The organism is Colwellia meonggei (assembly GCF_057537295.1).
Map to the genome: position 1 here is coordinate 334273 of NZ_BAAJLZ010000004.1, position 12794 is coordinate 347066.

Genomic DNA, 12794 nt, shown 5'->3' on the forward strand with positions numbered 1-12794 from the left:
CACGCCCTAGTCTTGATAAAACCCAATATGCTGATGAAAGCGAACTGTTAATTCTTCTTTATCGTTAATGTATTCAAGTTTTTCGGCAATACTGTGCAGTGCGTGTTCTATTTGTGTTAGGAATTTACCATAGCCATGGCTGGTTTTATCTTGCTCACTAGCAACAAAAACAAATTGAACACTATCAACTAACTTATCTGCAGCCCATTTGCAGGTGTAGCCTCCGCTAGTATTTTTCGGATTATAGCCAAGCATGATCAACTCACCTTTAGCAATATTGTTTTCATCTTCGTTTTTACGGACGATAGGAACTAAGCCGTTTGCGATAACAGCACCATTATTTAAGTGGTGTTTTTTTGCTGCGTTAATAAAGGCATCAGCAATGTAATTATATAATGGGTTGAAGTTATCACCTTCACTATGATCTAATTCAACTAGTTTACGCAAACGACGATTAACGGGCATATCAACCACAGCATAGGTTAGCTCATCAGTATTTGCGGGAATCGAAATTTCATCAGGCGCGTAGCGTTTAGAAATACTACGTAGTTTATGAACCTGGTTCCCTTGCACACCTTTATCTTTAGCAAATAAGTCGTAAGTTAAATGCTGATGATCACAGATACGCATTTCATCAGTACTGATACCTGTTTGTTCAGAAAATTTAGCAATTGCATTAACAACTTTCTGATGAAAAATAGCAGAATTAAGGCGCACTTCTTCACCGTTAGCTAAAAATACTAAGTGAATTTTGCTCGCTTGTTTTTTACCATCATAATGAGCACTTTGGCTGAAATGAAAGCGAGAGTTATAAAGAAATAAAATTTGCTGCTCGGTTTGTGCGGTTAACTTTTCAGGACTAAAACGAATTCGCGTAAACTTATCGTTGGCCACAAATTGGCCACTTTCAATATCAAGCTCTTCGTTAATCTTAAAAAACAATTCAGATAACTTTTTATAAAACGCTTTAAATGGCTGTTCGCTTTTTAAATCGACTGGGCCAGCAATTCTTTCAATTAATTGCACAGTAATATTAAATTTTGCCAGTAAATACTGGTTCTCACGAGCCGAAGATGGAATGTAAACTTTATGTTGAACGCTTCTTTTACGGGAAAGTGGCATAGCAATTAACCTGTTGATTGAAAACGTTAGCATAGTAGCAACATTATTTGTGGTCAAATATGATTTATATCAAAGAGTAAGGTCGCATTAAGCACAATAGATCGTAATTTAAGATTAGTGATAGTTTTTAACATTGGTGTAAAAATTATTCTATGCAAATGAATATTGCTTTAAATACTCGTCAATAAAGTGATTTTGTTAAAAAATTGTAGCGTTTTCATATAGAAGTTTTATCGTGAAATTTGTGTATTAGCACTACCTAATTTAACGCGGATTTGTATATAATCAAGGCGTCATTCTCAACTAAAGAATAAAATAATGAAAAAAATATTAGCATTTACCCTGCTTACTTCAGCAGTATTAGCTGGCTGTGGTACGCAAAACGTTGATAAAACTAATACGGCTGCAGATGTTACATCAAGCTATAATAGCATTAATAAAGAACAGCTTGCTGAGCATATTAAAGTGCTTGCCTCAGATGAATTTGAAGGACGTGCGCCATCAAGCAAAGGTGAAAAGCTAACGCTAGATTATTTAACAAAGCAGTTAACGGCGGTTGGCTTTAAGCCAGGTAATGGCGACAGTTTTTTACAAGCAGTACCTATGGTGTCTATTGAAGCATCACCTGAAATGAGCTTATCTATTGGTGGTAAAGATTACCAATATGGTCATGACATGGTAATGGGTTCAAGCCGAATTAGTGATTTTGAGCAGCTGAAAGATTCAGAATTAGTTTTCGTTGGCTACGGTGTAAATGCGCCAGAGTATGACTGGAATGATTATGAAGGCCTAGATGTAAAAGGCAAAACCGTTGTTATTTTAGTTAATGACCCTGGTTTTGCTACGCAAGACCCTGCTTTATTTAACGGTAATGCTATGACGTACTATGGCCGTTGGACTTATAAGTATGAAGAAGCAAGTCGTCAAGGTGCTGAAGGGGCTATTATTATTCATGAAACGGCGCCTGCATCATACGGCTGGAATGTAGTTGAGCATTCATGGACTGGGCCACAGTTTGGTTTTGTTCGCGATGATTTAAATAAAGATCGCGTTGCTGTAGAAGGTTGGGTTAATAGTGATGTGGCTAAAGAGTTGTTTGCTAAAGCGGGCTTAAACTTCGAACAAGCAAAAGCTCAGGCGGCAAAAGGTAGTTACCATGTTGATATGGGTGACTTAACTGCGTCAGTTGAAGTTAAGAACACGGTTAAAGAATCAGTATCATACAATTTCATTGCGACTTTACCTGGAACGAGTAAGTCAGATGAACATATTCTTTATACGGCTCATTGGGATCATTTAGGTAAAGATAGCAGTAAAGATGGTGACCAAGTTTATAATGGTGCTGTTGATAATGCCTCTGGTACTGCGGCACTTATTGAAGTGGCAGAAGCATTTTCAAAACTGCCTGTTGCACCTGAACGTTCTATTACGGTAATGGCGGTAACGGCTGAAGAACAGGGCTTACTGGGGTCAAAGTTTTATGCAGCGAACCCAATTATTCCAGCAGCTAAAACGGTTGCTAATATTAATATGGATGCGTTAAACGTTAATGGACGTAGTAAAGATGTTTCTGTTTATGGTTTAGGACAATCTCAACTTGATGATTACTTAACAACGGCCGCGAAAAAGCAAGGTCGAGTAATTTCTGGAGATCCTCGCCCAGCTGCCGGTATTTACTATCGCTCTGACCATTTTGCATTCGCTAATATCGGTATTCCAGCGCTTTATGCTAAAAGTGGTAAAGAGCCAGTTGATGCGGCAACAAAGGCTTTACGTGAGCGTTTAAACCCTATTTTATCTAAGTGTTACCATAATGCTTGTGACGAATATAGTGAGCAATGGGATTTGTCTGGAGCGGTTGAAGATATGCAAGCCTTCTTTGAAATTGGCTACGAGCTTTCTGACGAGGGTGTTTGGCCACAATGGAGCAAAACGTCAGAATTTAAGCGTTAAAACCCCGATGTATTTAGCGTTAAGTTAATAATTAACGCCTAAGTAATTGAGATTTATAAAAGCAGCAATATTCTATTGCTGCTTTTTTATTTGAACATTGTACGTTGCACAGAAATGCCCCCTTATTGAGCAAATTAGCAATCTGAAGCTTTAGGTGAATGACAGCTGTAAAAAGCAGGTTTCTTAATGTGGCTCCTCAACTTCTATTTGAATAACAAGCAGGGATAAACGTTTGTTTTATATGAGTACAGTCCGTTGTCTAAATAATTCATACATTTTGATAAATGAACTCTCAATTAAATTTTAAGCAAATAAAACTGCAAAAACTCGGTTTCTTAAAGTACCTTCTCAACCTATATTTGAATAACAAGCAGGGATAAACGTTTGTTTTATATGAGTACAGTCCGTTGCCTAAATAATTCATACATTTTGATAAATGAACTCTCAATTAAATTCTAAGCAAAAAAAAACCTGCTAAAAAGCAGGTTTTCTAATGTGGCTCCTCAACCTGGACTTGAACCAGGGACAAACGGATTAACAGTCCGTTGCTCTACCAACTGAGCTATTGAGGAATAAAACTTTTACTTCCTTTATTAGGGAAGAGAGCAAAGCTCTTAATGTGGCTCCTCAACCTGGACTTGAACCAGGGACAAACGGATTAACAGTCCGTTGCTCTACCAACTGAGCTATTGAGGAATTGTTCTTTCTTATAACCGCTAACAATATAATTGTGAGCCATTATTTAATAATTTGGCTCCTCAACCTGGACTTGAACCAGGGACAAACGGATTAACAGTCCGTTGCTCTACCAACTGAGCTATTGAGGAATTGTTTTGAAAGCCGCTATTGGCTAACGGGGCGGAATATTAAAGCTCACTTGTCGGACTGTCAACACAAAATTTATAAAAAAATCATTTTATTGTTCGTTTGCTTAAATTGCAGCCATTGTTGGTAACTTTTCTGCAAGTTCCGTAGAAAAATTGCTCAGTATAGGTTTTGAAGTATAAAACCATTAGTTATCCACTTAATCTGTGGATAACTGTGTGAGTTAAAGTGTAAATTTAGGTAACCTAAACCGTAGAATGCGGCTTGTAGTAATATCAAGTATTTCTTCGAGTTTCTTATAACTCTATATATAACAATGTGTTGATTGATGTTTGTCTGCTTTGTGAATATGGTCGTGTGTTTTTTGTGCAAGAGTGATATTTCGCACATTTTTCTGTGAATTTCTACGAAACGTTAGGTAGCTTAATTTGTAGCCAAAGTGCATTTTAGCACCTATATGACTTTATTTAGCGAAATAAAATATTTCCATAGCGAGTCGAATCATGATCTTTTACAATGACAAATTGCATTCTATTTATTTCAATATTTGAAAGTATTAATGACCAAACCAATAAAAAATCGCCAAATTAATCTTCTTGAAGATCCCGTAGCACTAACTTTGAAGAATATGACCGTTCCGATGATATATGGAATGATTCTATTAATGACCTTCAATCTTGTTGATACGTTTTTTGTTGGAATGCTGGGTACACAACCATTAGCCGCCATTAGCTTTACTTTTCCTATTACATTTACGGTTATCAGCTTAACGATAGGCTTAGGTATTGGTACTTCTGCAGTGATTGCTAAAGCTCTCGGTAAAGGGGATAAAGAGTCAGCTAAAAACCTAGCAACGGGAGCGCTATATTTAACTGCAATAATTGTGGCTGTTTTAGCAGTAATAGGTTATTTCCTAATTGATTATACTTTCTTGCTACTAGGTGCTAGCGAAGCTCTGTTGCCACTTATTCATCAATATATGGATATTTGGTTTCTTGGTTGTATTTGTTTAATTGGTCCTATGATCGGTAATGCAGTTTTACGTGCATCAGGTGATACGAAAACACCAAGTTTAATTATGGGTAGTGCAGGCCTGATTAATGCCATTTTAGATCCAATACTTATTTTTGGCTTTGGTCCCATTCCAGCAATGGGAATACAAGGCGCTGCAATTGCGACCTCAGTTTCATGGGTGTTTGGTTTAGGTTATGTACTTTATATTTTAGGTGTAAAACGTGGCTTAATTCATACTCATTTAATTTCATTTAGGGACTTTGTTAGCTCTTCTCGTGGTATTTTGCATATTGGTTTGCCTGCTGCAGGAGCTAATATGCTAACGCCAGTTGCTGCCGCTGTATTAACCGCAATTGTTGCAGAATACGGTGAGTCAGCAGTTGCCGCCTTTGGTGTTGGTTCAAGGTTGGAATCAATTGCATGTTTAGTCGTATTAGCACTGTCAATGACTTTACCACCGTTTATTAGCCAAAACTTCGGCGCCGGTAATATGAAGCGTGTTGCTGAAGGTTATAAAACGTCCATTAAATTTGTCTTGGTCTGGCAAGTATTAATTTATGCTGTAATGGTTTTAGCAGCGCCATTAATTGCCCAGGCCTTCTCTAAAGAGCAAGCAGTAGCCGATATTATAAAATTATTTATTTGGATTTTACCTTTAGGCTATGGTTTACAAGGGGTTATTATTTTAACTAACTCGTCATTTAATGCGCTTCATAAGCCTATGGTTGCACTTGCCTTGAGTATTGTGCGTTTATTTGTTTGTTATGTACCGTTAGCCTACGTCGGCAGTTTGTGGTTCGGATTAGAAGGCTTTTTTGTTGGTGCATTATTAGGAAATGTTGTAATGGCGATGATTTCATATCACTTGTTTAACAAGCAATGTCAAAACGACCGAGCAACAACGGAGGTTATTGCTTGATGAAAGCGTTAAAGATACATTCGGATTATATTCCTAGTGGCGACCAACCAACAGCTATTGCTAAATTACTTGATGGTATTGAATCAGGACTCGCTCACCAAACCTTGTTAGGTGTTACTGGTTCGGGTAAAACCTATACAGTTGCAAACGTAATTGAGAAGTTAAATCGCCCAACCATGATGCTAGCGCCTAATAAAACACTTGCAGCGCAATTGTATGGTGAAATGAAGGAGTTTTTCCCAGAAAATGCTGTTGAATACTTTGTTTCTTATTATGATTATTATCAGCCCGAAGCCTACGTTCCAACAACAGATACTTTTATTGAAAAAGATGCCTCGGTAAACGAGCATATTGAGCAAATGCGCTTGTCAGCAACTAAAGCTTTGTTAGAGCGACGAGACGTTATTATTGTTGCGTCAGTGTCAGCCATTTACGGTTTGGGTGATCCTGATTCTTATTTAAAAATGATGTTGCACATTAGTGTTGGCGATATTATTAATCAGCGCGACATTTTAAGGCGATTAGCAGAACTACAGTACACTCGAAATGATGTCGCGTTTCAACGTGCAACATATAGGGTGCGCGGCGATGTCATTGATATTTTCCCCGCTGAATCAGACCGCATGGCGTTGCGGGTAGAACTATTTGATGAGGAAATAGAACGCATTAGTGTTTTCGACCCATTAACCGGCGAGGTGGAGCGCACTGTTGCTCGGGTAACTGTTTATCCAAAAACGCATTATGCTACACCACGAGAAAAAATATTAGCAGCCGTTGATAATATTAAAATCGAATTAAAAGAAAGATCAGCACAACTAAAAGACAACAATAAGTTAGTTGAAGAGCAGCGTATTGTACAGCGCACACAGTTTGACATTGAGATGATGACAGAACTTGGTTATTGCTCAGGCATCGAAAACTATTCGCGCTATTTATCTGGCCGAGCTTCAGGTGAAGCGCCACCAACCTTATTTGATTATTTACCTAACGACGGTTTATTGATTATCGATGAATCACATGTCACCGTACCGCAAATTGGTGCTATGTATAAAGGCGATCGCTCTCGAAAAGAGAATTTAGTTGAGTATGGCTTTAGGTTGCCATCTGCACTTGATAATCGTCCGATGAAGTTTGATGAATTTGAAGCCTTAGCGCCACAAACTATTTATGTTTCTGCGACCCCGAGCAATTACGAAATTGAAAAGTCAGCAGGAGAAATTGCCGAGCAAGTCGTAAGACCGACAGGGTTACTAGACCCACAAATCGAAGTACGCCCAGTTGACACACAAGTTGATGATTTACTATCAGAAATTCGAAAGCGAGTTGCGATAGGTGAACGAGTATTAGCTACAACGCTAACTAAGCGCATGGCGGAAGATTTAACAGATTACTTAGATGAACATCAAGTTAAGACTCGTTATTTACATTCTGATGTTGATACTGTCGAACGCGTTGAAATAATTCGTGATTTTCGCTTAGGTAAGTTTGATGTATTGGTTGGTATTAACCTACTTCGTGAGGGCTTAGACATGCCAGAAGTATCTTTAGTCGCAATTTTAGATGCAGATAAAGAAGGTTTTTTACGCTCTGAACGTTCACTTATTCAAACCATAGGCCGAGCTGCACGTAATATTAATGGTCGTGCTATTTTGTACGCTGACCGAATAACAGGTTCAATGCGCAAGGCGATAGATGAAACAGAACGACGCCGTGCTAAGCAGCATCAACATAATCTTGATAATAATATAACCCCTAAAGGTGTGAAGCGTATTATTGCTGATGTTATGGATATTGATGGCGGTAAAGAGCGAGCGGCCTACGCGGCAAAAGTTGCTGAGCCTGAAGCTAAATATGCGACATTAACAACGAAAGAAATTGACGATAAAGTTAATGAATTAGAAGGGCTTATGTTTACTCACGCTCAAAACCTTGAGTTTGAATTAGCGGCGTCTGTTCGAGATGAAATTAAGCAGTTACGTGATCAACAACTGACAACGTAATACAAAGTTGTATTTTAAATAATATCTACAGTGGTGTTTAAATACATCTAACACTTTTTAACGTTTCCATGCCGTTAAGCAGTCAACAAGTGTTAGGCGTTATCAATGCGGCAGATGTTTGTTATTACTTTATTTCAAACATCATGTATTGATTAATTATATTAGCAACATCATCGGTATTGCAGTGTTTTAAATGGCTAACGTCGTTAATAATTTTATCTTGAATATCAACAGGAAATAACATCAACTGCTCTAAATATAAATGAGCGTGAGTGTCGTTATTGCTATTAATTAATTCTATTAAGCGATTCGCATGGTTTTTCCAAATTGCACTCATACAAGCATCCTCATAAATCATTAAGCGCCTAATTGCAGTAATCAGGCTATGTTATGGCGGCAGCGGTGCAGCACACCATAACTTAAGTTTAGAGTATGTGGGGCGGATTTTTATACATAATGGTAATTAAAAAAAGGTATTGGTAATGAAGCAATCTAATGCCGAAACATGTCATGACAATTGCCACACTTTTTTTAACTTTTTATTTCAAATTTTTCTAATCGATACAAAAATGCTTTGTATGACATATTTAGATACTTAGCTGCTTTTGTTTTGTTGCCATTATTTAGTTGCAATGTTTTTGACAAGCAGTCTCGCTCGAATTGGTGCCAGCAAAACCCTTGCTCAGGTAATGTGATAGCGGGAATATCTTGTTGACTATCTGTATGGTTATTGGTGGTAAAGTTTTGTGTTAACTCACTCTCATCATCGAGTAAAACAAACCGTTCAATGCGATTCGAAAGCTCTCGAACATTTCCCGGCCAGTGGTACTCTAAAAGTTGGCGATATAGGTCGTTTGACAAATTAGGCGCCTGACATTTATATTGTTTGGCATGCTGAGCAATAAAATGATCGGCCAATATTGCAATATCTTGTTGGCGCTCGCGCAGCGGTGGCATATCTATCGGCACAACATTTAAGCGGTAAAATAGGTCTTCACGAAAATTACCATTGCTTACTTCATGTTGTAGATTTCTATGTGTTGCGGCTATTACTCTAATATCAAGCTTTATTTCTTCATTACTGCCTAAGCGAGTAATGGTACCTTCTTGCAAAAAACGCAGTAAATGGGCTTGCAAACTGGCACTTAACTCGCCAATTTCATCAAGGAATATAGTGCCTTTATCGGCGGCTTCAAAGCGTCCTATTTTTAAGGTGTTGGCACCAGTGAAAGCACCTTTTTCTGCACCAAATAGTTCAGCTTCCGCGATTGACTCTGCAATAGCACCACAATTTATTGCAATAAACTTTTCATGTTTTCGTTCAGACTTTTCATGTAAAGCACGTGCGGCAAGTTCTTTACCGGTTCCGCTTTCACCAAGAATAAGCACTGTCGCGTTTGTTGCAGATACTTTATCTATACGTTGATAAACTTTCTGCATACATGGCGCTTTGCCAATAATGCTGACTAATTTATTTTGCTCAGAGAGTTTTGCAGAAAGCTCTTTATTCTGGCCTCGCAAATTTTTAGCTTTCAGAGCTTTTTCAATGGTGAGCAATAACTCTTGGCGCTTAAATGGCTTAGGAATGTAATCATCAGCACCTTGCTGAAGCGCTTGAACGGCGTGGTTAATCGTGCCGTAGGCTGTCGCAATTACAAAGCCTATTTCTGGAACATTTTTCCGGCAATAGTTAAGTAAATCTATACCTGATAACTCTGCTAGCTTCCAATCAGAAAACACTACATCAATAGCGGTTTTCTTGATGGTTAAAATGGCATTTTCGACACAATCAGCCTGCAATACACTAAAGCCACTGGCGCTAAGAATATCGCAAATAAGTTCCCGTTGATCTGGCTCGTCTTCAACAACTAAAATCGTGTTGATGTCAGTCATACATTTTCCTTAATGGTAAATTTCGCCGTGGCTATACAACCTTTATTCTTGGCATTTTCTAAGGTAAGTTGCCCTTGGTAATGCAGTGAAATAATACGATTGGCGATATAAAGCCCCATACCGGCACCTTCAGGCTTAGTTGAAATATGTGGTTGAAATAGCTTGTTTTTAATTGAGTCGGCAAGACCAACGCCTTGATCTTCAACGGTAAATAACAATTGCCGTTTCGCTGATAATTCTGCAGAAATATTAACCTCCGCTTTGTCAGGGTTGGCATCACATGCATTGTAAATGAGTGTATGACAAATGCTGCGAATTTCAGACTCTGCCGCTAACAGTTCAATACCAGGAGCAATATTAACATTAAATTTTTGCTCTTTATTTTGACAAGACTTAAATTCTAATATGATGTCTTGTACCACCGCTAACAATGGCACTTTGTCGTTTCGGTTGATGCCTGTGGTGGTCAAGGTTAATAGTGCTTTGATATTGCTATCAATGTGGCTAATTTTATTTTGTACGGTGCTAGCTAGATGTTGCCGCTGCTGTTGAGGTAACTCGTCATCTGCTAGTTGCTCAATTGACAAACCTATTGTATGAATTGGGTTTCTAAGGGCATGTGCTAAACCACGGCTAACTTCCCCTAGCTCTGCCAAGTGGGCTATTTCACTATGGTGTTTAGCTGCTTGTGTTAGTTCATTCAAGCGCTTCACCATATCATTAAAGTGTGTAATAGTTTGGCGAATTTCATTAACACCACTTTCGGTCACTTGATGATTGTAATGACCTTGAGCAAGCTTTTTAAAGCCAATACTTAAATTTTTTAATGGTTTATTAAATTGTACGCTTAACCAATAGGCGATGATTAGTGCAAAGGTACCACAAGCAATGAGCACCCATTGGATATAATTAATAAGCTGACTCGTTTCACTATGCTCTGTAGTTGACTTTTGACCTATCCAACGTTCACTAATTACTTCAGGTGAGCTAACAAAAATAGCAACATCATTATCCTCATTGAAAGTGACTTTGTTATTATTATGGATTTTTTCAACTAAGGATTTAAGCTCACGTTTAATGACATTTCGGTCATCGCTTGCACTTTTCTCAGTTGCGGTATTATTTGTTTGTGAATGTTTTAAGTTGTTATTAGTCGTACTCTCATTAGGTTTATTTTGTTGATATGCGGAACTTTCATTATTGTCCACTGTTATGGTGATCGTGTTGTCGCTTTTATTTATGAAGCTAACTTCCGGTGCTATTTCTTCAATAAGTTCAGTAAGTTCTTCTTCACTCTTAAATGGCGCATGTGGCACATCGCTTTCTCGAATTATTTTGTGACGAATGACTTTATTACTTTTACTTGTTTGGTCAAACTCTTCGAAAGCAAGTTCGATTACTTGCTCGCTTAAAAACTTAGCTTTAGTGTTTACCTCGTTTGCTAAGTTATCTTGAATCCAATGCACCAGAAATAGCTGGCTAATGGTGAGCAGAACAATCAATCCGCCAACTAAACTGAATAAATAACTTCTTAAAGACATATTTTATACTTAATTATTTTTAAACAATTGCAATGTATATAACAAGTATAATGCCAATTTCTTAGCTTCATTAAAAGCAATTAAAACAATAGCTTATTTTTATTTTCCGATGATTAGTTTTGATAGCACAAGAAATATCCTGATATCAGGAATATCGTATCCCTATATCAGGTTATTTAACTCTCTACTAAACTGCGATTTTTACAACGAAATAGTTTAATAGATTGATAATTATATGAAATTTATTGTTGGTATATTTTTAGCTGTTATTAGTGACCAAGTGATATTAAATCGCACTAATGACATAACAGATAATCAATAAGGAAATATCAAATGACACTACTTAGCAAAATAGGTTTCGAAAGTAAGAAAGTTAATAAAATAGCAGCAGCAATTGTTCTTTCATTAGGTGGTGCTATTAGCAGTATGTCTGCTTTAGCAATGGCTACTGATAACAATATTCACACAAAAGTGCGCGAAATTTCCATAGAAGCTGAGCACGGTAAGAATGTTAAACTTTTCGTTGATAACAACGGCGAAATGGTCAATGTTTCTATTCCGCATTCAGCGTTATCTGATGAATCACAGTTAACTGAGTATTTACAAGATATTCCTGAAGATGTGCGTGAAAAGCTTCTTAAAGAGTTATCTAACTTAAGTGATAACCTCTATGTCATGTCTAATGAAAACGGGAGTGGCGAAGAAATGCGCTGGGTAACCAGTGGTGACAGTGAAAATGTCATTATCATAGAGCGCGACGGTGATCATGATATTGATATTGAAAAGCATATCATTAAAGAGTTTGTTGCTGATGGTGAGCATCAGGTATTCAAGTTTTCACATGGTGGCGAAATGAAAGCCTCTGCCATCGTAAGTATGCTTGAACATGGAAAATTTAGCGCTGAAGAGTTAAATAAAATTCAACAAGCGTTGGATGCTAAAAGGTAGTTGGCAGCTTAATGTTAATTTATAAAGTCAGCATAAGCTGGCTTTATTATTGGTTGAAATTGAATGTTTATACGCCGTTATAAATTAACGTTAGGCTACAAAAGAGCTTCAATATCAGACTTTAACTGTTCAGGTTTTGTGGTTGGGCTATAGCGTTTAACAACTTCTCCATCACGGTTTATTAAAAACTTAGTGAAGTTCCATTTTATCCGTTTGCTGCCTAAGATACCTGGCGCTTGTTGCTTTAAGTGCTGGTACAAAGGATGCGAATGTTCACCGTTGACTTCTATTTTGCTAAATAGCTCAAATGAAATGTTAAAATTTAAATCACAGAATTGCTTAATTTCAGTGTTGTCGCCTTTTTCCTGCTTACCAAATTGATTACAAGGAAAGGCAAGTACTTCAAAACCTTTGTCTTTATATTGTTGATAAAGGCTTTCTAGGCCTTGATATTGCGGGGTAAAACCACAGGCACTTGCAGTGTTCACAATTAGTAGTGCTTTTCCTTTATATTTTTCAAAATCAATGGCTTCGTTTTTATAGTTATCTGCGCCGAAGGTGTAAATTTTAGAGTGCATG

The 12794-nt window shown here is 37.6% G+C and carries 9 protein-coding genes and 3 tRNA genes; 4 read left to right on the plus strand and 8 right to left on the minus strand.

Translation table 11 applies throughout. From position 1 onward, the window contains the following. Positions 1-6: 6 nt before the first annotated feature. Entirely contained in the window at positions 7-1155 is a 1149-nt protein-coding gene (locus tag AC27E9_RS12395) for a DUF3083 family protein (RefSeq protein ID WP_487130608.1), read from the minus strand. A gap of 285 nt (positions 1156-1440) precedes the next feature. Between AC27E9_RS12395 and AC27E9_RS12400 the strand changes: the two genes are divergently transcribed. Then, positions 1441-3075 (plus strand): M28 family metallopeptidase, encoded by a 1635-nt coding sequence (locus AC27E9_RS12400; RefSeq protein ID WP_487130612.1) that lies wholly within the window; start codon positions 1441-1443, stop codon positions 3073-3075. A 496-nt stretch (positions 3076-3571) separates the two neighbouring features. On the opposite strand, the gene AC27E9_RS12405 is transcribed toward AC27E9_RS12400, so the two are convergent. The 3 genes from AC27E9_RS12405 to AC27E9_RS12415 all read right to left on the minus strand — a co-directional run bounded on the left by AC27E9_RS12405 (position 3572) and on the right by AC27E9_RS12415 (position 3902). Then, positions 3572-3647, minus strand: a tRNA-Asn gene (locus AC27E9_RS12405). Positions 3648-3695: 48 nt separating this feature from the next. After that, positions 3696-3771 (minus strand) — tRNA-Asn (locus AC27E9_RS12410). 55 nt (positions 3772-3826) lie between these two features. Continuing rightward, positions 3827-3902, minus strand: a tRNA-Asn gene (locus AC27E9_RS12415). 557 nt (positions 3903-4459) lie between these two features. Here AC27E9_RS12415 and AC27E9_RS12420 point away from each other — a divergent pair. Further along, a complete protein-coding gene (locus tag AC27E9_RS12420; RefSeq protein ID WP_487130614.1) occupies positions 4460-5833 on the plus strand; it encodes an MATE family efflux transporter in 1374 nt (457 codons plus the stop codon). Next, positions 5833-7833 (plus strand): excinuclease ABC subunit UvrB, encoded by a 2001-nt coding sequence (uvrB, locus tag AC27E9_RS12425; RefSeq protein ID WP_487130616.1) that lies wholly within the window; start codon positions 5833-5835, stop codon positions 7831-7833. Before AC27E9_RS12420 ends, uvrB begins: the two co-directional genes overlap by 1 nt. Before the next feature lie 124 nt (positions 7834-7957). Here uvrB and AC27E9_RS12430 read toward each other — a convergent pair whose 3' ends face one another. The 3 genes from AC27E9_RS12430 to AC27E9_RS12440 all read right to left on the minus strand — a co-directional run bounded on the left by AC27E9_RS12430 (position 7958) and on the right by AC27E9_RS12440 (position 11267). Beyond that, positions 7958-8170 (minus strand): hypothetical protein, encoded by a 213-nt coding sequence (locus AC27E9_RS12430; RefSeq protein WP_487130618.1) that lies wholly within the window; start codon positions 8168-8170, stop codon positions 7958-7960. Positions 8171-8364: 194 nt separating this feature from the next. Next, a complete protein-coding gene (locus AC27E9_RS12435) occupies positions 8365-9726 on the minus strand; it encodes a sigma-54-dependent transcriptional regulator (RefSeq protein WP_487130620.1) in 1362 nt (453 codons plus the stop codon). Continuing rightward, positions 9723-11267: a sensor histidine kinase gene (locus tag AC27E9_RS12440; RefSeq protein WP_487130622.1), complete on the minus strand. Its 1545-nt coding sequence runs from the start codon at positions 11265-11267 to the stop codon at positions 9723-9725. Before AC27E9_RS12440 ends, AC27E9_RS12435 begins: the two co-directional genes overlap by 4 nt. 333 nt (positions 11268-11600) lie before the next feature. Between AC27E9_RS12440 and AC27E9_RS12445 the strand changes: the two genes are divergently transcribed. Then, positions 11601-12215 (plus strand): hypothetical protein, encoded by a 615-nt coding sequence (locus tag AC27E9_RS12445; protein WP_487130624.1) that lies wholly within the window; start codon positions 11601-11603, stop codon positions 12213-12215. A gap of 95 nt (positions 12216-12310) precedes the next feature. On the opposite strand, the gene AC27E9_RS12450 is transcribed toward AC27E9_RS12445, so the two are convergent. Continuing rightward, the gene (locus tag AC27E9_RS12450; protein ID WP_487130626.1) at positions 12311-12793 is read right to left on the minus strand and encodes a glutathione peroxidase; all 483 of its coding nucleotides are present in this window, start codon (positions 12791-12793) and stop codon (positions 12311-12313) included. Between the last annotated feature and the right edge of the window lies 1 nt (position 12794).